This window comes from Chitinophaga sp., from assembly GCF_017745275.1.
Lineage (GTDB): Bacteria > Bacteroidota > Bacteroidia > Chitinophagales > Chitinophagaceae > Chitinophaga.
The window spans coordinates 262,295-285,560 of sequence record NZ_JAGHZS010000009.1; the positions used below are offsets into that span (position 1 = coordinate 262,295).

Sequence of the window (23,266 nt, forward strand, 5' to 3'; positions counted from 1 at the left end):
ATGATAAAACAAACAAAACATATCTTACTCCTGGCCGTAATGATTGGCACTGCCATCAGTTGCAGAAAGGAAAACATTATTGTGCCGCCGGTATTAACGCCGGTAACACCACCGGAACCAAACGCTCCTTACGTGGGCATGTACCTGCTGAATGAAGGCAATATGGGCAGCAACAAAGCCTCTCTTGATTACTTCGATTATACCACCGGCATCTACAAAAAAAATATTTATGCTGAAAAAAATCCCACTGTAGTAAAGGAGTTGGGAGATGTGGGTAATGATATCCAGATCTATGGCAGCAAACTATACGCGGTCATCAACGTATCCAACAAAGTAGAAGTAATGAACGTAGCCGATACCAAACGCCTTGGCAAAATCGATATCCTCAACTGCCGCTATATCACCTTTGCTAACGGTAAAGCCTATGTGAGCTCCTATGCCGGCCCGGTAAAAATAGATGGCGACGCCCCTATTGGCTTCGTGGCAGAAGTAGATACCAGCACACTGCAGGTTACACGCAAAGTGATTGTAGGCTATCAACCGGAAGAAATGGCAGTGGTAAATAACAAATTATATGTAGCAAATTCCGGCGGCTACCGCGTACCTAACTATGACCGCACCGTTTCTGTTATTGACCTGCTCACCTTTACCGAAACGAAAAAAATTGATGTAGCCATTAACCTCGACCGGCTGAAAGCCGATAATGAAGGCGACTTATACGTGACCTCCCGTGGCGATTACCGCGGTATTCCTTCCAAACTTTTTGTCATTGATACCAAAACGGATGCGGTAAAGAAAACATTCGATATCGGTGCCAGTAATCTCTGCATCACCGGTGATACCGCTTATATATATGGCTCACAGTTCAGTTATAACACCGGCAAATGGACGATTTCCTACAACATGATCAACGTGAAAACAGAAACGTTGCTCAACACCAACTTCATTACAGATGGCACTGAAAAATCAATCAGGATGCCTTATGGCATTATCGTGAATCCCGCTACCAGGGACTTTTTTGTAACAGATGCCAAAGATTACGTGTCTTTCGGCACCCTGTATTGCTTCGATAAAACAGGGAAAAAGAAATGGTCGGCCGTTACGGGAGATATCCCTGGCCACATGGTTTTCGTAAAAGCAAATAAATAATCACACTAATCACATATTATGAAAAGAAGATTTCTACTCGCAGGTATGATCACGGCAATGATAGCCGCCAGTTGCTCCAAAAGCAAAGATCAGGAAGCAACACCGGTAGATCCGGAACCAACCGGCCCCTTTTTAAATAAAGTCACCAAAGTATTTGAATACTCCCCTGCACCCGGACAATTCATTAATACCCTGCCTGCCTGGAATACAGGCGACGATGATAAAAAAATGGCGGCCTATGCACTGGATGCGCTGTCTAAAGAAAATATGATTTCGCTCGGCGGCTTCGGTGGTTATGTAGTGATGGGCTTCGACCACACCATCAAAAACGTGCCTGGTCAATACTCTTTCGTTGTATTAGGCAATGCCTTCACCAATTTTGCGGAACCCGGCGTAATTTCCGTTTCCGTTGATAAAAACAAAAACGGCTTGCCGGATGACGAATGGTTTGAAATTGCCGGATCTGAATATAACAGCTCCAAAACAATTAAAAACTACCAGATCACCTACTACAAACCAGATGAAACCAAAGCCCCGGTTATTGATCCGGATGATGCGTACAGCAGCAATAAGAACTACATCAAATGGAAAGATAACCAGGGAGATAGTGGATACCTGGTAAAAAATGTCTTCCACGATCAGTCATACTATCCTCAGTGGAAAGGTAATAGCATCACGTTTATCGGCACTAAACTTACCGCTGCCAATGTCAAAAATACGTCCAGCGATCCCGGTTCACCTTACTATGTATCTCTTCCTTTCTCCTGGGGTTATTCCGACAACGTAAGTAATGATGATCCGGATGCGAAAATTAAAATTGACTGGGCCGTAGATAAAAACGGTAACTCCGTAAAGCTCACTGGCATCAACTTTATTAAAGTACAAACCGGTCAGCGTGCAGAAGCCGGCTGGTTAGGAGAAATTTCTACAGAAGTATTGGGTGTAAAAGATCTCAATTTAAAATAAACGATTGACCATTTCTATGTACTAACCCTCAAATTCCCAAAAAAGGCGGGATCACAATATGATCCCGCCTCTTCATTTAATCCGCTTAGCTATGGATGGGCACCGGGTGTTTGTCATCGCCAATAGCTACCAGGCTAAAAGTGCCTGTAATAGCCTTCTCCCGGCTATCTGAGTACATCTCTTCAATATACAATTCCACCAGTACTTTTAAACTGGTATTACCAACCTCCGTTACCTTACCGATTAATTCCACAATAGTACCGGCAGGAATAGGCCGTGTGAAATCTATTTGCCCGGAGGATACTGTCACCATTTTTTTCCGGGCAAAACGGGTGGCGGTGATGAACGCCACTTCGTCCATGAGCGACATGGCAGTACCGCCAAAGAGAGTGTCATAATGGTTGGTAGTACCGGGAAATACGGCTTTGAATATGCGTGTTTCTGCATGCTGCATCTTTTCCTGCATCGTCATCTTTGTACTGTTTTAAATATTGATAAAAGAGGATCCACGCTCTTATACATTATACAATACTTTAACGGGAGAAAGGAAGAAGGGAAAGGCAGTAAGACATTATTTTCACAGGCGGGTACCTGTTTCAAAAAATGACTACTATCAAAACCTGACCTGCCTCAATCCGCGAAAGCAGCGTCAAAGTGAAGTAAAGGCAGGTCTCCTGGCTCGTTTTGCCGGCAAACACCTTCCCATTCCGGAACGGAACAGTGGTATATTGTTTACCGGTTGCAGCTTATGAGCTACGCAAAACATACAGTTGCGGGACAGCCTGTGATTTACACACAGTTCCCTTTTAATTCCGCCTTTCGGCGGAAACCATTACTTGCTTTGATGGTAATACGTAAAGAACCGTAGCGAAGATAGGAAATCCGGCTCCACTATCATCCAATAAAAATTCACAAATATTTATCGCCAATTGCTTATTTTAGCTTTAAATAACAATGCCAGTGGGTAATGAAGAAGCGGTGCTGTTGAAGAAACTGCAGCAAGGGGATGCAGCAGCATATATTACGTTATACAACCAATACTACCCCTCACTTTACACCTATATACTCCATTTTGTTAATATTCCTGCATTTGCAGAAGATGCACTACAGGAAATATTTATAAAAATATGGGAGATCAGGGAGCGTATCAATCCGGAATTGTCTTTCAGCGGATACCTGTATCGTATTACCCGTAACCATGTATTTAAATCATTAAAAAAGATTACTGCAGATGAATCCCTGCGCCTGCAGGTGATGCAGGAATTACAACAGCAAACAAATGATGCCGATACCAGCCTGGTATGGAAGGAATATGAAGCGTTATTGCTGGCAGCCATCCGCCAGTTACCCCCACAACGGCAAAAGGTATTTAGGCTATGCCGGGAGGAAAGCAAAAGCTACGAAGAGGTAGCCATAGAACTGGGCATCTCCCGGAACACCGTAAAAGAACATATGGTCATGGCCATGAAAAGTATCCGCTTTTATTTTTATACCAATGCAGATGGGCTACTGCCTATTTTCCTGCTATCGGGTTTAGTCATCACCAAACCATAGCAAAAAAATATTTTCACCCCCACCCACCCTATCTGTCGTTTTCCGGATAGTATAGATATGTCCACCGAAAAAAACGACGCCTATTACCAGGAACTACTCCACCGCTGGCAACAGCGGACATGTACGCCTACGGAGGCCATTGAGCTGATGGACTACCTGCGGCAGGATGTTTCGAACCGCACCCTGTTAAACGAATTACAAGGCGCCTTCCGGCAGGTAACGCCCAATGCGGCACCACCGGCAGCAGATCCGGGCGACAGGGTCAGGAATGCGCTCTTAAAGCATATACAGGCAACGCCCGTAGTGCCCGTGCAGCGCCGGGGCAAATACCGGATGCTTAAACTGGCCGCAGCAGCAGCTATCCTGTTGGCCATTGCCGGCCCGGTCACATACCGGTGGTGGCAGCCACATCACCCGGCCATCCCGGTAGCCGGGAAACCAACGCCTGTTGTAGCCGGTACAGTACCTCAGAAAGCAGTACTGACGCTGGCCAACGGAGAAAAAATTGTATTGGACGAAAAAGGCTTGCAGCAACTGGCCCAACAAAACAACATCCGGACGAAAGACGGACAACTGATATACGAAAAAACAACCGGCGAAACCGCCACACCACAGTATAATACACTCACCACCACCGCCGGCGAAACCTTCCCGCTGGTGCTGGCCGATGGCAGTAAAATATGGCTCAACGCCTCCTCATCCATCCGTTTCCCCGCCACCTTTGCCGGCAATGAACGCAACGTCACGCTGACCGGAGAAGCCTATTTCGAGATTGCACACGATGCACACCGGCCTTTCCGGGTACAAACCAAACAAATCACGGTAGACGTACTGGGTACACATTTTAACATCAATGCCTACGCAGACGAAGCCACCGTTAATACCACCCTGCTGGAAGGCGCTGTAAAAGTAAACAGCGAAAAAGGCAGCCTGCAACTGGCTCCGGGAGAACAAGCGCAAACCAATAGCAACGGCAGCCAGAAACGGATAACCGGTATCAATACCGATGAAATTATTGCCTGGAAAGACGGCTACTTCCGGTTCGAAAGTGCAGACCTGACCACCGTACTCAAACAATTTGCGCATTGGTACGACCTCGAAGTTGTATATGAGGGCCCGGTAAAACCAAGGAAATTCTTTGGTATGATCAGCCGCAGCAGCCCGCTCCTGAACGTATTAAAATTATTGGATGCCAATAATGTAGTATATAGTATCAATGGAAAAAAACTGATTGTCAAAGGAGAAGAATAATCAATTACTGATTAGCAAATGAACAGTGACAACAACCGATGAGCGGCACTAAGTCATAGTACTGTTGAAGAAAAACGATAGAGAAATTTAACAACCAATTATCTAAATCAAAATCAGCACAAGTATGCAATTAAGTACTGATGCCTGTACCCGGTATGATCGTAACCGGCGCTCCACCACACCATTAAAAGTTGGTAAGCTACTGACTTTGTTCTGCCTGGCCACCGGAATGCAGGTGCAGGCGGCAAAATCACAAAACCAGGTGGTAAACCTGTCGCTTAAAAACGCTTCCGCCAAGGATGTCTTCCGGGAAATCAACAAACAAACCGGGCTCAATATCCTGGCCGATGAAGCGCTACTGGAGAAAAGCGGCAGAAGCAACATCGAAGTAAAAAACATGACGGTGAATGAAGCGTTGAATATTTTCATGCGCAATCAACCACTCTCCTACAGCATTGAAAACGGCGCTATTATCGTCAAAAACAAAGCAGCCACACAACCAGCCAGCACGCCACCACCACCGGTAGAAATTCATGGTACCGTTACCACCGCCAAAGGACAACCACTTCCCGGAGCCACCGTTACCGTGAAAGGCACCAAACATGGCGCCGTTACCAAAGCCGATGGTAGCTTCAGCATTTCTGTCAACCCGGGTGAAACACTGGAATTCTCCATGGTAGGCTTCAAACCCTGGTCTGTAAAATTCGATGGCAGCACCACCGCTTTTAAAGTAGTACTGGAAGAAGATGTATCCAACCTGACCGACGTAGTGGTAGTAGGATACGGTACCGCTAAAAAGAAAGACCTCACCGGTTCTATCAGCTCTATCAGCAGCGATCAGATGAACAATGGCGGTGTAACCTCCAACGCCGCACAAGCCATCCAGGGCCGTGCCGCGGGCGTACAGGTGAGCCAGTCGAATTCAGCCCCTGGCGGACAAACCATCGTGCGTATCCGTGGTGGTAACTCCATCAAATCTACCAACGAACCGTTATACGTAGTAGATGGCTTCCCTTCTGAAACAGGGAAAGACATCAACCCGAATGACATCGATGATATACAGATCTTAAAAGATGCCTCTTCTACGGCCATCTATGGTGCCCGCGGCGCCAATGGCGTAGTGATGATCACCACTAAAAGAGGTAAATCCGGCCGGGCTAACATTCAGTACGATGGATATTACGGTACCCAGCGTATCGTGAAGGAGTACGATAAAATGAATGGGCTGGAAAACATGCAGGTCACCAACGCCAAAGCCATCGAAAAAGGGCAACCGGCTTTCTATACAGCGGACGATCTGGCCAGTGGCCGGAACAACGACTGGTTTAAACTGGCTACCCGACCTGGTATGGTGCAAAGCCATAACATCAGCGTAAGTGGGGGTACACCGGAAGATCGCGTTTCTTTATCCGGCAACTACTTTAAACAGGACGGTGCTTTGAAAAATACTTCTTTCGAAAGATACTCAGTGCGTCTTAATTATGACCGGCAATTTTCCAAACGTTTTAAAATAGGTGCCAATGTATACGGATCACGTGCCTATACCAACTTCAAAACCTATGATGGTAATATCGTACCCTCTAACGTGATGTATGGCGTACTCACTGCTTCTCCGGCTATCCCGGTATATAATGCGGATGGATCCTACGCCCGGTTCAAGGGAAGAGACAATCCGCTGGCCTGGTTACTGGCACCTACCAACGACCGGTATGAAAATAAAATAAACATCAATGCATATGCCGACTACCAAATCCTCGACGGTTTTAACTTCCGTGTAAATGGCGGTACGGAATATACCACGACAAAGGAAGGTACCTACCTTCCCCGCGACCTGGTAGACGGTGAAAAAGTAGGTGGTAAAGCTAGTCTGAACGACCTGGCGCTTACACGTAACCTGATAGAAGCTTACTTTACCTATAAGAAAGTATTTAACCAGATACATTCCTTCAACCTCGTAGCGGGCGTTTCTTATCAGACAGATAGGTATTCAAGACACTATTCACAAGTACAGAAATTCAGTACAGATGCATTCCTGTATCATAACCTGGACGCTGGTTCAGAACGCCTGTCCAGCATCAGCCTGGATGTGCCTGTCCCTATCGCTTCCGCCTACGGCCGCTTAAATTACTCACTGAAAGATAAATACCTGGCCACCTTTACCCTGCGCCGGGATGGCTCTTCCAAATTTGGTGGCAACACGCGCTACGGAAATTTCCCCTCCGGATCCATTGCATGGAGAGCCGGTGAAGAAGATTTCATCAAAAACCTGAATGTATTCTCCAACCTGAAAGTAAGAGCAGGATACGGTGAAACCGGTAACGACCGTGTAGGCGAAAACGCTAACTATATCTATATGGCCCTTTTTGGACCTACCAATGTATCATTGGGAACAGGAAGTGACAGCTACGGCGGCACGGTGATGACCCGCCTGTCCAATGCGAACCTGGGCTGGGAAAACACGGCACAATGGGATGTCGGCCTGGATATGGGCTTCTTAAACAACCGCATTTCTGCGACCCTCGACTTCTACCGGAAGAGAACCAATAGGTTGTTGTTCGATATACCTATCGGCGACTGGAATGGCTTTGCTACTCAAACGCTAAATGCCGGCACCATTGAAAACAAAGGATTGGAATTAGCCATCACCACAGAAAATATTATTCACCACGCTTTTACCTGGAATACTACTTTAAACATTGCTTATAACAAACAGAAAGCGATAGACCTGGCTGGTCGTCCTTATGTAATCACACAAACCGCTAACCTGTATGGTGGTCGTGGTATGGACTTTACCAAACTTGAACCAGGCCAGGAACTGAGTACTTTTTATGGCTATGTATACGATGGTGTGATAAAAACAGGTGAAGCACACCCTGCACAACCTAACTCAAAACCAGGCGATCCTAAGTTCAAAGATATCAGCGGCCCCGATGGCAAGCCAGATGGTATTATCAATGCCAACGATCGTACTTACCTCGGTCATGCCAACCCTCACTACATTTATGGTATCAACAACAACTTTGCATACAAAGGCTTTGAATTAAACATCTTCCTGCAGGGAGCATTGGATTATAGCTTATATAATGCCACCGCATTGGTACTGGAATCTGGTCCTGGTAAAGCGGCGCTGAACAGGTGGACCACCACCAATGAAAACACGGATATTCCCAGAGACGGATACGCCATTTCCTACGGTGGATTGATGAACTCCCGCTTCGTAGAAAATGCTTCTTATCTCCGTTGCAAAATGATTACACTTGGTTATAATATCCCGGTAGCTAAAACCTTTTTGAAGAGTCTCGCAGGTATCAAAGTATATGGCTCCGTACAAAACTTATTTACAATTACTAAATATACAGGATCAGACCCAGAAGTAAACACTAACCTGAACAGCAGTGGCAGCAATGCAAACCTTTCTTCCGGATTGGATTACACCGCCTTCCCTGCTTATCGCACCGTTACTATGGGGCTTAAATTAAATTTCTAAACCTGTAAATTCCGGAACAAATGAAATACGCATATATCGCACTTACCACCTTACTGCTTGGCGCTACCTCGTGTAAGAAACTGGTGGAACCAAAAGTATATAGTTACCTGACAGACAACAATGCATTCCTCACTTTGAGCGACGCCAAAGCAGCTGTAAATGGCGTATACTCAAGACTAAAACAACCCAGCGGCAGATCTGATGCCTGGATGTACTACGCAGGTTTCCAGGTTACTATTTCCGATCTTACCACCGACATTGGTCACGCCAGCTCCGGGGGAGATGTAGGTCTAATGTCTGATTGCCAGTGGGCGCCTGCCAACACCTACCTGGCTTTCGCCTGGCAGCACCAATATAAGCTGGTAACAGATGCCAACATCGCGCTATACTATATTCCAAAAATGACCAGCATTACCGATGCGCAGAAAAATCAGTTCACCGGTGAGCTCCGGTTTTTGCGCGCCCTGGGCTACGTGGATCTCACCGATGCCTTTGGCCCGGTGCCCCTGGTAACAGAAGAAACAGTAGCAAAAAACGCTTCCAAACCGGATTATGAAGCAGCTATACCAGCCACTCCTGTAGCAGATATCAATAAACAGATCATCAGTGACCTGGAATTTGCCGCACAGAACTTACCAGCCGATTACCTGAACAGCCCCATCTATAAAACCAATGATATTGGTCGTGCTACCAAAGGCGCTGCCATGTCATTACTCTGCAAATTGTATATGCGGGAACACCAATGGCAAAAAGCCCTGGACCTCACCACTGAGATCATGAAACTGGGCTACGGATTATATCCTTCTTATGCCGGTTTGTTTGCTGAGAAAAATAAATGGTGTCAGGAAAATATCTTCAGTGCATTAGCCGATCCTCTCAACGACGCTGTAGAAATCATGAACCACTTCGGTCCCATTAATAACCCTGTTGTTACGGACAGATGGCAATATTTCGCGGTGACCTGGTATTTCTGGAATAGCTTTGCCGACAATGATGACCGCAAACAAATGTTCTATTACAGTTACAAAGGAACAGATGGCCTCCAATACATGCAAGCCCCTCCCGGACAAACCAATCCACCAGCAGGGTTCTACTACATGCCGGATGTAGCCACCACCAAATTTGCAGATCCAAAAGGCTCTACTACCTATTATGATGGACACGTATTCCCGATTCTCCGCTACGCAGATATCCTGCTGTGCAGAGCAGAAGCCCTGAATGAACTGAATGGCCCTACCAGTGAAGCTATTGGCCTGATCAACCAGGTAAAAGCACGTTCTCACGCCACCGGATTAGGAGACGCAGGTACCTTCACTAAAGAAACGTTACGTAATGCTATACTGCAGGAACGCGGCTGGGAACTGTTCTTCGAATGCAAACGCAGACAGGACCTCATTCGTATGGATAAATACGAAAGCGTAGTAAATACGTATCTTACGGCTGTAGGCAAAGTTCCAAGCATCAAAATCGCTACCGATAAATACTTCCCTTATCCGCAAGCGCAAACTGATCTGAACAAAAGCCTCAGTAATAGTGGCCGTCGCCAGTAAATCATTAGATATTGATGAAAAAATGGAATAACATACAACGCCTGCTGCCATTGCTTCCAATGGCAGCAGCGTTGTTGCTGCAAAGCTGCGGAAACAACAATGCCGGCAACATCTCAGAAATCATACTTACGCCAAAAGGACAAAATGCCCTCAAGGTGAAAGTAGATATCCAATGTACCGACACCGTGGATGCTGCTGTGGTCTACTGGCCTAAAGGTCAAACCTCCTTACGCACTACTACGCCACTGTCGTTACACCAGTTGCACCATAGCATTGTACTCACCAACCTGCTGCCGGCACAGCACTACGAATACCAGGTACAAACCGGCCACGGAACCGCGTTGGAGAGCAGTAAAGTATACTCTTTCAATACCAACGATTATCCAATATGGATGAAAGATATATTCATCGTGGTGTGCCCGGATAGTACTGTAATACCTGCTAATTTCCGCAAAGGCTATGTGATGGTATCCCGCCGCGATGATCCCGGTGTATTGTTCCTCTTAAACGCCAAAGGCCGCATTGTATGGTACCACCAGGTGAGCGGCACCGGGTTTAAAGTGGCCCGCTTTACCGATAATAACACCTTCCTTTCCCTCCTTGGCGGCCCAGGCTACGAAACCAGCTACGGCGATGAAATACTGGAAGTATCGCTCAGCGGCGATACCCTCGCCAATCTTAAAAAAGGACGAGACTTTGCACCCACCATCCACCACGAAATTTTACTGACGCCGAAAAATGAATTTGTTACGCTTTGCGTGGAAGACCGCCTCACTGACCTGAGCAGCAAGGGCGGTAGCAAAACAGATACCGTACGCGGCGACGGTATCCTCGTAATGGATAAACACGGCAAAACCATCTGGAAGTGGACCGTGTTTGATGCACTCAATCCCCTCGATGATAAAAATATCTTACAAACGAAAAAAGACTGGATGCACGCTAATTGCATTGCAATAGATAAAGATGGTAATTACCTCATCTCTTTCTACAACAATGGCCAGATCTGGAAGATAGATGCCCGCACCGGCCACCGCATATGGACGTTCGGCAAAGGCGGCGACTTCGATATACCGGCAACTGCCCTGTTTGACCAGGCACATGCCGTTCATATCAACGAACACGGGGAACTGATGTTTTTCGACAACGGCGTAAGCAAAAAAACATCCCGTACCCTCTCCTTTAAAATCGATGAAGGGGCGAAGAAAGCACAACTGGTACTGGACACCAAACTGCCGCCGGAAAACTTTAATGAAAGAATGGGCAGCAGCTACCTGGTAGGTGATACCACTTTATTGTCCTGTGCTACTAAACGCAATACCGTTATCCTGACCAACTTACAAGGCAGATTCCTCTGGGCAATGAGAACAGGCATGTCGTCTTACCGGGCTTCTTTTATTCCGGCAGAAAGACTGGCACCTTATGTTTCGCAACCGGGTTATGCCCATTAATGTCAACATTAAAAAACAACACATGAGAAACTTAATAGTGATAGGTTTAGCCAGCATCAGTGGGTTTGCCATTATTTCCTCCTGTGGCTCCGCGGTGGAAGGCAAGTCAGCAAAAGCTACCACGCCGGCTGTTGAACAAATGATTACTGCAGATACCGCCCTCATTCCCCATGATCAATTCGGGGAATCTGTACGCTACGGCCGGGAACTGATGATGAATACCGCCGTTTTAATAGGTCCCGATGGCAGCGCCGGCAAATACCTCGGCAATAAAATGAACTGCACCAACTGCCACCAGGATGCCGGTACCAAAGCTTTTTCCTTTAACCTGATGGCGTCGCACGACCACTATCCCCAATACCGGGGCCGGGAAGGAAAAGTATTAACACTGGCAGAAAGAGTGAACAACTGTGTAACCCGTCCGCATAACGGCAAACCGCTGCCACTGGATAGCAAAGAAATGGTAGCGTTCCTGTCGTACTTTAAATGGCTCAGTACATTTGTTCCTAAAAACCAACCTTTCAAAGGCGCTAAAAACCTGACCGTCACTTTTCCTGATATCGCCGCTAACCCGCAACACGGGCAGCTGTTGTACCAGGAAAATTGTTCCCGCTGTCATGGCCCCAACGGAGAAGGACAATGGAATGCAGATAAAAGTACCTACGTATATCCGCCACTCTGGGGCGCCACGGCTTATCAGCCCGGCTCCAGCATGCACCGGGTGATCAAGCAGGCAGAATGGCTTAAAAACAATATGCCTTACGATAAAGCCTTACCAGGCAAACCTTTCCTCACAGACCAGGAAGCGCTGGATATCGCAGCTTTCGTGAACAACGACGCTATTCACCCCCGCCCAAATCCCAAAAGCTTCGATTATCCACATATAGTAGAAAAAGCCATCGACTATGACCATGGCCCTTTTGCAGACACTTTCTCCGTAGCACAACATAAATATGGGCCGTATCAGCCTATTATCAGCTACTGGAAAGAAAAAGGCTGGAAAGCGGTATATTGAATAGCTATTAGCAGTTAGCTTTTAGCTTTTAGCAAAATGCAGCGAAAGAAAACATATATTCTATGTTCTTCGCTGCATTTTGCTAAAAGCTAAAAGCTAACTGCTAATAGCTATATCGATAAACTCGATCTCTACGTTGATAATTATTGTTCTATTTTTGTAATGATAATAAACGTAAACCAATGCTTTTAGGCTAACAGCTAAAAGCTAACAGCTACAACGAACCATGCCAGTTAGTAAAAATGAAACAGGATATACCCGCAAGCAGGAAATAGTGAATGGTCTGATACATGGGCTGGGCATTATCTTTGGCGTGAGTGCATTACCGATGCTGGCAGGAATTGCCGCTACCCATAATAATACACCAGGCATCGTAGGCGCCTGTATCTACACCTTCTGTTTTATATTGCTTTTTACCAACTCCACCATCTATCATTTATCACAGGAGACGGCCATCAAAAAGCTGTTCCTCGTATTTGACCATATCAGTATTTACTTTTTAATTGCCGGCACCTATACGCCATTTTTGCTGGTGTATATGAATAATGCCTTCGGTATTACGCTGCTGTCGGTGTTATGGGGACTAACGCTGGTGGGCGTATTTTTTAAAACCTGGTTTACCGGCAAATACGATATTGTTTCTACCATTATCTATCTCGCCATGGGCTGGATCATGATTGTAGGCGGACGACGTTTTTTCGATGCCCTGCCTTTACCGGTGATCATCATGCTGGCCATTGGTGGAGGATTGTATACTATTGGGGTTATTTTCTATATCTGGGATAAATATACCTATACCCATGCCATCTGGCATTTCCTGGTATTGGCAGCTGCTATTTGTCACTATGTGGCCGTATTACTGGCCATGTAATTATCAGCCGCTCATGCCCGGCTGATAATTCTTTTCCGCCCACATCTTTTTCCGGAAGTCGGTAGGATTAATACCGGTATATTTCTTAAAGGTTCTGTTTAAGTGGCTTTCGTCTGTAAAGCCCAGCTCCTCCACTATTTCACTCATACGCATATCGCTGTACTGTAAACGTGTTTCCACCAGTTTCAGCTTATAGCGCATCACGTACCGCTGTATGCTTTCTCCGGTAACCTTCTTCACATATTCACTTACATAATTTTGTGAGATGTTAAACCGCGCCGCCAGTTTATCGGACCGTAACATGTCAGGATAGTAAATATTCTGGTGTATGTAGCTCATTAAATCGTTGGACTGCTCATTACTCACCGCCGGTTTTTCCGGTTCCATCATCGCTACATTCCGGGCTACGATAGTGAGAATGGTATTCACCAGTTGCTGTACCACCTCGTTACGCAGGGATTGCTCCCGGGGATACTCCAGTATCAGGGCATCTACCAGCGCTTTGATCACTGGTTTATCTGCTTCGTTGCGCAAAATACAGCCAGGGAAATGATGGTTATTCAAAAAAACATATTCCAGCTTACGGGCCCAATCGCCCAGGTTACTATGAGAGGCCCCTGTACGTTGCGCTTCCAGGTAAATACCATTAAAGCGGATAAAGAGGAAGGTTGTTCTTTCTTTTATCCGGGTATAATGAGCATCCTGTGGCATAAACAGGAACAGTTGTTCCGGCCCATACTCAAAGGTATGCTGGTTATTGTGCAGGGTGCCTGTTCCCTTGAGAATATACAACAGTTCAAAGAAGGTGTTCCGGTGCTGTCCCATCGGGCAACTGCCTTCTTCTATCATGATGATGTCAAATGGCTTAAAAAGATTCAAAACTTTCATAACCTGATATTGTACAAAATGAACCCCTGTTTGTACAAGGACCCACCCACAAATTTATTGGAATTTTGATTCATCAAATCACAAAAACAAATTTATCCGATATGAAAGCAATCGTATTACAAGGGGTAGGTGGGGTAGAAAACCTCGTCATTAAAGACGTTCCTGTTCCTGCTATAAAAGACAATGAAGTACTGGTACATAATAAAGCGATCGGTATTAACCCGGTAGACAATTTTGTACGTAGCAATGAGTGGGGCCTCCATGCATTTGTACAACCTGTTTCCGGTGAAGATATTATTCTTGGCTGGGATATCTCCGGCCAGGTAGTAGCCGTAGGCAAAGACGTTACCGAATTCAAGGTAGGTGATGATGTATTTGGTATGGTGAACTTCGCCGGTCCTGGTAAGGCTTATGCAGAATACGTAGCAGCTCCTGCCAGCCACATTGCACTGAAACCCGCCAACACTTCCTATGAAGAAGCTGCCGCCGCCAGCCTGGCTGCTCTCACTGCCTGGCAGGCACTGGTATATTCTGCCAAAATAAAGAAAGGGGAAAAAGTACTGATTCATGCCGCCGCTGGTGGAGTAGGACACTATGCCGTACAAATCGCCAAACACCTGGGCGCTTACGTAATCGCTACAGCCTCCACTACCAAAAAAGATGCTGTTCAACGCCTGGGAGCAGACGAGTACATCGACTATACCCAGCAAGACTTTGAAACGGTTGCCAAAAATGTAGATGTAGTCATCGATGCCGTAGGTATCCCAGGCCACCTGGAACGCTCCCTCAACGCCGTTAAACCTTATGGCCGCCTGGTAAGCCTCCTGATCCCCTTCGACGATGCGTTAAAAGCCCAGGCCGCTGCCAAAAATGTATACATCGACCGGATGACGGTTGCATCAGATACCAGCGGCACCCAGTCTATCGCGTCCCTGCTGGCACAAGGCGCCCTCCGCTCTGACATTTCTCAAACCTATTCCTTTGAAGAAATGGGCAAAGCACATACACAGGTCGCTTCCGGTAAAACACAGGGAAAGATTGTGGTAAGGGTGTAAAAATTCGTAATAAAAAAGGCTGTTGCACGCGCAACAGCCTTATAACAAGTAGACAGCGAGTATATATACACGAACTTTACCAGAACCTCACGTAAATAACTGACAACAACAATAAAATGGTGACAATTAATATGACGGAAGAAGGTTTCAGTTTAAACATCTCATAATCCAGCACAAAGGCCTTATCACTCACTTTCGGACCAGCCAGGCTGATACCGATCATCACCAGCACCGTTGTCAGGAAAGACCATCCCAGGCTGATAAAGAAAGGAATTTCATAGTCGCCGGCCGCATTGTGAAAAGCACTGTACAACAACGTTTCCGGGCCAAAAATCCGCACCGCAAGCTGATTGAAAAACAACGAGGCCACAAAGCCGGTAATGATACCTGCAATGGCAGCAGTACCGCTGGTACGTTTCCAGAACATACCTAAAATGAAAGTGGCAAATACACCCGGACTAATAAAGCTGGAATACTTCTGCACAAAGGTATATCCACCCGCACCACCAATACCCAGTGCATCATTCCAGGTAAATATAACGCCAACAATAATAGCCACGATGATCGTCACTCTTCCTATCCATACCAACTGCTTTTCATCAGCGCCGGTATTGATATACTTCTTGTAAACATCCAACGTAAAAATGGTGGAGATACTATTGGACTTACCAGCCAGCGACGCTACAATAGCCGCCGTTAATGCTGCAATAGCCAGGCCTTTCAGGCCGGAAGGCAACAATGTAAGAATCGCCGCGTAGGCGCCATCTTTATGGCCGCCTTCCAATTGAGGAAGATGTCCGTGTTGATAGAGTACATAGGCTACAATACCTGGCAACATCACAATCACCGGCATCAGTATCTTCAATAAACCGGCAAATAAAATACCTGTACGGGCAGTTTGCAAATCGGCGCCCAGCGCACGTTGCGTAATATACTGGTTACAACCCCAGTAGTTCAGGTTGCTGATCCACTGCCCTGCTATATACATCCCAAAACCCGGCAGGATCAGGTATTTATTCACATAGTCCTGCGGCGCCGCAGCGGCAGGTTTCTTTAACATCATATGAAAATGATCCGGCGCTTCCCGTATCAACACATTAAACCCGGCGAGTACATCTTTCCCAAAACCAAATTTTTCACTCACTACCGTTAAGGCCATATACGTAGTAGCTAACCCGCCTACAATCAGCACTCCTACCTGAATTACATCGGTATAACCAATTACTTTCATTCCACCCAGCGTAATAATCACGGAGAAGATCGCCAACGCTACCATCACTTCATGAAAGTAAGCGCCGCCCAATAGCCCGTTAATAGCCAATGCGCCGAGATAGAGAATGGAAGTCAGGTTAACAAATACATATAAGAATAACCAGAAAACAGACATGATCAATGCCACCGTTTCATTGTACCGGGTTTTCAAAAACTGGGGCATGGTATATATCTTGTTTTTGATATACACCGGCATCAGGAACACTGCTACAATAATCAATGCAGCCGCTCCCACCCATTCATACACCGATACCGCAATCCCCACAAAAAAGCCATCACCGCTCATCCCAATGAACTGTTCTGCTGAAATGTTGGAGGCAATAATAGAAGCGCCAATAGCCCACCAGGTGAGAGAGCCTTCTGCGAGGAAAAAATTTTTGGAGGCACTCACTGCGCCCTTCTTCTTCTTTTTATAAATCCAATAACCGTAGGAGGCAACAATAATAAAATATAACGCAAATACCAGGTAGTCTTTTAAGACAAGTTGATTACTCATGAGTGGTTCGTGGTTGATCAGCAGTTGATTGACGTGGATATAAATACCTGGATGGAATATAAGACTTTCCCCCGTGGAAAAAATAAAAAGGATTATCCGGCCGGATGTCATGTTGTTTTACTGCGTGCACCCATCCCCGATAATCCTTTACTAACCTGCGCTACTATTAGAATTTTAAAGTCGCAGGCAAATATTTGGCAACAAGATCTTCATAATAAGGTTTCAGCTCTTTCCAGTTGGGCTGCACCGGGCTCTTTGAATAGAGATCGTATGGATTAAACAGGTCTACCCATTTAAACATTTCCACATCATGTGCATCCATCAGGTGGCCGTATGCATGCTCCCTGTGCTGCGGATAAAAAGAGTGATAACGCAGCATATACAGGGCTGGTTCCGGCAAATAATTCTTCATCATCTGGTAGATGTATTCGTCGTGGCCCCAGCTCAGGTGCACATTACGCAACCCGCAGTTTGGCTCATATACACCGTATTTGGTGTTGTAATCAGGATTGTTGATGTCCGGGTTATTTTTGAAGAATTCGTGGAAAACAATTTTGTCGGAAAATGCGCATCCTACCGGGAAGGTATCTCCTACTACTGCCCATTGTGGTTCTCCAAACAGGCATAATACTTTTCCCATATCATGAAACAGGCCGGTTAATACCATCCAGTCAGGATGACCGTCAGCACGAATGGCTTCAGAAGTTTGCAACAGGTGCTGGAACTGGTCCAGGTCTGTATCCGGATCAGAGTCATCCACCAGTTGATTCAGGAAATTAAAGGCATCCCAAACCGACATTTCTTTTTTATTGAAAGAAAGGAATTCCTGTTCTTTCTGCTTTACGAAAGCATACGACTGATATGTATGATTCAGGCGATAAAACTCCCGTACCGTATCTCTTGGGGGCTCCGCATAATTGCGAAACTCCTCGGTGCTTTTTTCTTTATTGATGTTGGCAGGATCGGGATAGCGCTCCAGTAAATCATCTTCCCATTGATCCAGCGATTGGAGTGGTGCAGGGTTGGGCTGTCCATTGACGTTATCCATAATACAAGATTTTAGAAGTTCGTGGAAAAGAAGGAAATTATCCTGCTCTAAATATGCGATCTTTTTAAAAATCTTCCGCATAATAGAATAACTTTATTTACTTAACCGATTAAGTAACATAGGCTATCATATGGAAAATGTCACGATCAGGATGCTCGCGGAAAGACTGCAGTTATCAACTGCCACTATTTCCAAAGCGTTGAGTAACAGCCACGAAATCAGCGAAGAAACAAAGCAACGGGTGCTGGCACTAGCGCGCGAACTCAATTATGTGCCTAATCCTTATGCCAGCAGCCTGAGAAAGAAGGCCAGCCATACCATTGCCGTAGTGATTCCGGAAGTAGCCGACAGCTTCTTTGCAGAAGCCATTAACGGCATAGAATCCGTAGCCCAGGAAAAAGGCTATCATGTACTGATTTATCTCACCCATGAAAACTCCGGGAAAGAACGGGGTATTCTGAAAGACTTTCAAAGCGGACGGGTAGATGGCGTACTGATTTCCGTTACCACAGAAACCGCTTCCGCCCCGCATGGACTGGACCAACTGGTAAAGGAAATACCCATTGTTTTCTTTGACCGGGTATGTGAAGACGTCATTGCCGCCAAAATCACCACCGATGATGCCGCCGCTGCATATAAGGCCACCAGTCATCTTGTAGCCGGTGGATGCAGGCAAATAGGATTGTTAGCTGCCTCCCCGCACCTCTCTATCAGCAACCGCCGCGCAGAAGGATTCCTGCAGGCCCTGGCTGCGCATGGACTGCCACAAAACAAAGCGGCTGTTACCTACTGTTCTAACGACCACGCCACCACGAAACAGCTACTGAAAAAGATATTCCGGGAACAACAATATGATGGCATTATTGCCACCACCGAAAAACTGGCTACCGCCGTATATGAAGTGTGTGAAGAAATGAACCTGCGTATTCCACAAGACCTCCAGGTAATAGGATTTTCTAATTTGTCTACTGCGCGATTTCTAAACCCTTCGCTTACTACCATCTCCCAACCAGCGTTTGATATGGGTAAAGCCGCTGCCACCCTGCTATTTAAGGCCCTGAAAAATAATAGCTTTGCACTGTCTGAACAACAACAGGTGATCCCCTCCGCACTGATTGTCCGGAAATCCACTATAGCTACCTGACCCCTGCCACGGCCCCGCGGCTTTCTGACATTTGAATCACCGTTGCCTGCGGCCTTGCATGCCGGTATATCCAGCGGATACAATACCACATATTTTTAGGCTGCTCCATGTCTATAATCAGCGCCTTACGAGGCAACCGTCGTAAATCCGGCAGCCTTTCTGCATCACCCTGTAATGCCTGTAACTGCCGGATAGCCGTGGCTCCCACGGCGCAAATACCTATAATGGAAACCGTCAGGTACCGTTTAGCTGCCGGTGCAAAAGGCAGTTGTGATATCGTTCGTTTAATATTTTGTACCAACTCCATATAGCCGGTATAAAAGGCATATGCATCCGTCATCCGGTTGGGTAAAGTGGCAATACCCTCCTGGTAGTCTTTATAGATATCAAATAAGTCGTTGATCAACTGGATAATGCCGCCCAGCTGAAACCAACACTGCTGCTCCGGTTCAGACGCAGGATCATCCAAATAAAAATGACAAAGAAATACGGCATATCCACCCTTTCTAAAGGTAATTTGCCGGATATCTTCTGCGGTAATGGCTGCATCAAATTGTTTCAGGGAATCTATCTGCGACTGGAATACTCCCTGCATGGCCTGCTGATAGCTCACTTTATCCACTACCTGCGTCCATAAAAAACGATGCGCCTGCACGAATAGCTGCTCATCAAAACAACGGGGAGTATAGGTTTCCGGTGCAAAGGAGATCTGGTAAAGTGCTTCCTGCGTTAGCTCATTGCGATCACAGAAATTATCAAATAACGAACTGCAGATAAAGTAGTGTAACAGGCGCTCCTTCTCCACATCACAGGAACCTCGCTTTCTTAATGCCGTAAAAGCCTCGCATACAACTGGATTGTAAATGGCATAACTATTTACTATCTTATGGAAAGTGGCATCATCTAAACGACCACCCAATGCAACTTCCAGGCTTCTGACCCGTTGACTGGCCCATTTGGATTCCCTGGATCTTGCAAAAAAAAAGTAAACTACTCTGCTAATGATACACGTGACAATATTATAAAAATACATGGCAAGGGATAAGACCATCAAGATATAAAAACATATATCTAAAAACAACTATCTCTTAGCATTTTCATGTAAGCAGTCCCCTTTTCACGGGCAAAATTAATATTGCGTTCAGGAATCTCTTCGGGAGGATGGGGATAAAACTGTAATGCCTTCCTGATATCGGCCTCTCTTAAAATATGCAGCATGGGGTATATAGATCGGTTGGTATAGTTGGCGGCATCGTCTGCAGCGGTACTATCAAACTGGTACAGGGGATGAAACCCTGCTACCTGGTAAATACCCTCGTACTTCTTTCGCTGAAGCAGTTGCTCCGCGGCGGTTACCATCTCCAGGTAATCCTTAAATACAGGAAAAGCAGCCGGCAAAATGAGCAAAGTAGTAGCAATGGTTCGATCTTTATCCAGCAACCGGCACTCCTCCAGGAAATGCTCCTTTACCGTCAGCAACGTAGTAGCCTCACTCACCCGGTACCGCACACGATCACGCTTTACCTCCCTGCTGGCAAACGGACAAAAATTACAACCAATCACCAGTTCCCTGATCCAGTTTTGCGTTTGTGTAATCACTTTTTGTTGATATTCCGGCTCAAATCCCATGCTGCTAAGGTAAGCAGAAAGCTGAAAGCAGAAAGCAAAAAGCTATTGCATCGAGTAGACCAACATAGATATCCTATGTAATCATTCGCTGCAATAGCTTTTTGCTTTCTGCTTTCAGCTTTCTGCTCTAAGGATATGTCACCCGTGCAATCCTGTTAGCTACGCGGTAATCGAAACGCGTAAAGCTACCTACCACCAGCATCGACTTCTCACCTGCCTGTTGCACAATTTTGTTGATACTCCCCCGTCCTAAGGCAGAGTTGAGTGTAATACCACCATTGCTATTGTATGCCGGATGAATAGCACCATTGGCCGTCAGTACAATCATATTATTCCGTTGCAGGTCCCCAAACTTCGTAAACGCACCACTGAGAATAATTTCTCCCCCTGGCATGAAACCAATGTTGAAAATATACCCATTGCTACCCTTACCAACATTAAAAGTAGGATCTATCACCCCGTTATCGTTGATACGGGCAATATGCGGTACCGGCATGCCACCGAAGTTATTAAAGCCACCTACCAGCAGAATTTTCCCATCTGCCTGCCGCTCCATATTGTAAATGACCTGGTCCGCACCCACGCCAGGTGTAAAAGAAGGATCCAGCGAACCATCTGTATTCAACCTCGCGATACGATTCACGGCTTGTCCGTTGTATTTGGTGAAAGTACCCGCTATGAGCAGCTTCCCATCCGGCAACAGGATAGAACGCACAATATCACCATTGGCCCCCTCGTTGCCCATATGCTGCGCCAGGTTGTAGTTGTAAGTGCTATCAAGTCCCCCATCAGGCATTAAACGCACCAACCCATTTATCTGCACCGAATCCAGGTGTACCGAATCCAATCCCAGCGAACTGGTCAACTGAAAATTAGGCTGCACAAAAAAGCGGAAAGAACCTGTCAATAAAATCTTCCCATCGTTTTGTAAGTGCATATTGCCCACTGATCCTGAAATGCCACCTTTCAACGCGGATACCGATAAATCCTTGCCGGAAGGCAGAAATATTTTCTCCGCCGCCAGCGAGCCATTATTATTCAGCAACGCAATACTATTCACGTAGCCCACTCCTTCATAGTTGTTGAATGATCCTGCTACCAGGTATTTACCGGCTGTTGGCAACGCTACCGCTGTGCGCACGGTGGTGTTAGTTCCATTCTTTTTATCCGGTCCAAAACTATTGTCTACCGTACCATCATGATTAATCCTTGCCACCCGGCTTAACTTTCCCTCCTTACTGCTGTTGCCGTAATTTGTGAAATTTCCTACAATCAGGTATTTGCCATCTTCTACCGGGATGATATCATTAATCCCGTCATCAGCGCCTACCTGCGATGGATACAGTGTATCCATTTCAAAAGCCCCCAGCACCCGGAAAAACGGGCCAAAAAAATATTGCTGATCTACCTGTGCGGCCACATTCCCCGTGGCTGCCTGTGCGGGTATTTTTACCCGTACAGTCGTATCCGTTAGGGAAACAACCGCTGCCTTCACTCCATTAAAAAGGATAGATAATTTATCCTTATTCTTCTCAAATCCCTTTCCCATTATCACCACTTCATCACCCGGACGTCCTTTACCCGGGCTAATCCCATCCTTGTTAATGTAAATGGCCGGCAACACCGTTTCCTGGTAGGGGTTCTTCCCATTGGTGCTGATGGATTCTTTCTTGCATGCGCCCAAAGTGGCCATCAGCGCTATTAAACAAATATATTTTTTCATAGTGACTGCGTTAAGAGATTATTGATGCTGTAATGCCTGCTCTGCTATTCTCGGGAAGTCGCCCCGGAAGCCAAGTACATGGCGGATATTCAGCGCATGTATCACACCATTGGTGGGCTGGATATCAGAGGAAGCTACATTGACATTGTTATTGTTCCGGAAAGTCACAGGGTCAAAGGTGATGTCGGTGAGCAACAAGATACGCGCTCCCACGGCTTCCACATTATTATAGTTCTGGTATACCAACCCTATGTTCAGGATATAATCCCCCGCCATCACATAGTTAATTCCCGGATAGGCGTATATGTTATTGGGATCCACCCTGGCAAACTGGTTGGCGGTATGCTTTCCTTTCATGATATAGCGCAGCAGGAATTCCCGCCATACCTCGCCCGGAATATCCGCCAGGTGGGCGCTGTCCTCCACTGAGCGGTAACGGATTTCATTCAGGTCTTCCAGCGCATCTCCTACGCTCTGATCGGTAAAAGCAAAGAAAGTAACAGAATCATGCTCCAGCATATCTTTCAATCCTGCTTTTTCCACAATGTATGCTACCGTATCAAACAGGTAAGGATTCTTTACCAGGTAGTCATAAATAGTACCGTTGTAATGAGGATTTGCCAGGCCTCCATCTATATAATAATCTTTTTTGCAGGCAGACATACACAATGCTACTAACAGCAGGATGCCGGCCCAAGACAATAACTTGTGCATCGTAAA

The 23,266-nt window shown here is 46.1% G+C and carries 19 protein-coding genes and 1 riboswitch; of the genes, 11 read left to right on the forward strand and 8 right to left on the reverse strand.

Annotated features, from left to right (window positions below; translation table 11 throughout):
* A complete protein-coding gene (locus J7623_RS26145; protein ID WP_291926395.1) occupies positions 1-1,149 on the forward strand; it encodes a DUF5074 domain-containing protein in 1,149 nt (382 codons plus the stop codon).
* 18 nt (positions 1,150-1,167) lie between these two features.
* On the forward strand, positions 1,168-2,115 hold the full coding sequence (locus J7623_RS26150) for a hypothetical protein (RefSeq protein ID WP_291926398.1): 948 nt from the start codon (positions 1,168-1,170) through the stop codon (positions 2,113-2,115).
* 85 nt (positions 2,116-2,200) lie between these two features.
* Here the strand turns inward: J7623_RS26150 and J7623_RS26155 are convergent, their stop codons facing one another.
* Positions 2,201-2,587 (reverse strand): acyl-CoA thioesterase, encoded by a 387-nt coding sequence (locus J7623_RS26155; protein ID WP_291926402.1) that lies wholly within the window; start codon positions 2,585-2,587, stop codon positions 2,201-2,203.
* A 174-nt stretch (positions 2,588-2,761) separates the two neighbouring features.
* Positions 2,762-2,964: riboswitch (cobalamin riboswitch) on the reverse strand.
* A 105-nt stretch (positions 2,965-3,069) separates the two neighbouring features.
* Between J7623_RS26155 and J7623_RS26160 the strand changes: the two genes are divergently transcribed.
* The 7 genes from J7623_RS26160 (at position 3,070) to J7623_RS26190 (ending at position 13,291) form a co-directional block, all read left to right on the forward strand.
* Positions 3,070-3,669 carry an RNA polymerase sigma factor gene (locus J7623_RS26160; protein WP_291926405.1) on the forward strand — a complete coding sequence of 200 codons (600 nt, stop codon included), beginning with the start codon at positions 3,070-3,072 and terminating at the stop codon, positions 3,667-3,669.
* A 57-nt stretch (positions 3,670-3,726) separates the two neighbouring features.
* Positions 3,727-4,920 (forward strand): FecR family protein, encoded by a 1,194-nt coding sequence (locus J7623_RS26165; protein WP_291926408.1) that lies wholly within the window; start codon positions 3,727-3,729, stop codon positions 4,918-4,920.
* A 124-nt stretch (positions 4,921-5,044) separates the two neighbouring features.
* Positions 5,045-8,407, forward strand: a complete 3,363-nt coding sequence (locus J7623_RS26170; protein WP_291926412.1) for a TonB-dependent receptor — start codon at positions 5,045-5,047, stop codon at positions 8,405-8,407.
* A 20-nt stretch (positions 8,408-8,427) separates the two neighbouring features.
* On the forward strand, positions 8,428-9,957 hold the full coding sequence (locus J7623_RS26175) for a RagB/SusD family nutrient uptake outer membrane protein (RefSeq protein ID WP_291926415.1): 1,530 nt from the start codon (positions 8,428-8,430) through the stop codon (positions 9,955-9,957).
* Between the two features lie 14 nt (positions 9,958-9,971).
* On the forward strand, positions 9,972-11,405 hold the full coding sequence (locus J7623_RS26180; RefSeq protein ID WP_291926418.1) for an aryl-sulfate sulfotransferase: 1,434 nt from the start codon (positions 9,972-9,974) through the stop codon (positions 11,403-11,405).
* 22 nt (positions 11,406-11,427) lie between these two features.
* The gene (locus J7623_RS26185) at positions 11,428-12,420 is read left to right on the forward strand and encodes a c-type cytochrome (RefSeq protein ID WP_291926421.1); all 993 of its coding nucleotides are present in this window, start codon (positions 11,428-11,430) and stop codon (positions 12,418-12,420) included.
* A gap of 226 nt (positions 12,421-12,646) precedes the next feature.
* Positions 12,647-13,291 carry a hemolysin III family protein gene (locus J7623_RS26190; RefSeq protein ID WP_291926423.1) on the forward strand — a complete coding sequence of 215 codons (645 nt, stop codon included), beginning with the start codon at positions 12,647-12,649 and terminating at the stop codon, positions 13,289-13,291.
* A 3-nt stretch (positions 13,292-13,294) separates the two neighbouring features.
* Here J7623_RS26190 and J7623_RS26195 read toward each other — a convergent pair whose 3' ends face one another.
* Positions 13,295-14,179, reverse strand: a complete 885-nt coding sequence (locus J7623_RS26195) for an AraC family transcriptional regulator (protein WP_291926426.1) — start codon at positions 14,177-14,179, stop codon at positions 13,295-13,297.
* A 101-nt stretch (positions 14,180-14,280) separates the two neighbouring features.
* Between J7623_RS26195 and J7623_RS26200 the strand changes: the two genes are divergently transcribed.
* On the forward strand, positions 14,281-15,234 hold the full coding sequence (locus J7623_RS26200) for an NADP-dependent oxidoreductase (RefSeq protein WP_291926429.1): 954 nt from the start codon (positions 14,281-14,283) through the stop codon (positions 15,232-15,234).
* A gap of 76 nt (positions 15,235-15,310) precedes the next feature.
* Here the strand turns inward: J7623_RS26200 and J7623_RS26205 are convergent, their stop codons facing one another.
* The gene (locus J7623_RS26205) at positions 15,311-17,002 is read right to left on the reverse strand and encodes a sodium/solute symporter (RefSeq protein WP_291926431.1); all 1,692 of its coding nucleotides are present in this window, start codon (positions 17,000-17,002) and stop codon (positions 15,311-15,313) included.
* 166 nt (positions 17,003-17,168) lie between these two features.
* On the reverse strand, positions 17,169-18,050 hold the full coding sequence (locus tag J7623_RS26210; protein ID WP_291926435.1) for an inositol oxygenase family protein: 882 nt from the start codon (positions 18,048-18,050) through the stop codon (positions 17,169-17,171).
* 130 nt (positions 18,051-18,180) lie between these two features.
* Between J7623_RS26210 and J7623_RS26215 the strand changes: the two genes are divergently transcribed.
* Positions 18,181-19,194 (forward strand): LacI family DNA-binding transcriptional regulator, encoded by a 1,014-nt coding sequence (locus J7623_RS26215; RefSeq protein WP_291926438.1) that lies wholly within the window; start codon positions 18,181-18,183, stop codon positions 19,192-19,194.
* Here J7623_RS26215 and J7623_RS26220 read toward each other — a convergent pair.
* The 4 genes from J7623_RS26220 to J7623_RS26235 all read right to left on the reverse strand — a co-directional run bounded on the left by J7623_RS26220 (position 19,187) and on the right by J7623_RS26235 (position 23,260).
* Positions 19,187-20,227: a hypothetical protein gene (locus J7623_RS26220; RefSeq protein WP_291926440.1), complete on the reverse strand. Its 1,041-nt coding sequence runs from the start codon at positions 20,225-20,227 to the stop codon at positions 19,187-19,189. The two genes, J7623_RS26215 and J7623_RS26220, sit on opposite strands and share 8 nt — an antisense overlap.
* 38 nt (positions 20,228-20,265) lie before the next feature.
* The gene (locus J7623_RS26225) at positions 20,266-20,823 is read right to left on the reverse strand and encodes a DUF1415 domain-containing protein (protein WP_291926443.1); all 558 of its coding nucleotides are present in this window, start codon (positions 20,821-20,823) and stop codon (positions 20,266-20,268) included.
* 127 nt (positions 20,824-20,950) lie between these two features.
* Positions 20,951-22,546 (reverse strand): IPT/TIG domain-containing protein, encoded by a 1,596-nt coding sequence (locus J7623_RS26230; RefSeq protein WP_291926445.1) that lies wholly within the window; start codon positions 22,544-22,546, stop codon positions 20,951-20,953.
* 18 nt (positions 22,547-22,564) lie between these two features.
* Complete coding sequence (locus J7623_RS26235; protein ID WP_291926448.1) at positions 22,565-23,260, reverse strand: fasciclin domain-containing protein; 696 nt, start codon at positions 23,258-23,260, stop codon at positions 22,565-22,567.
* Positions 23,261-23,266: the final 6 nt, after the last annotated feature.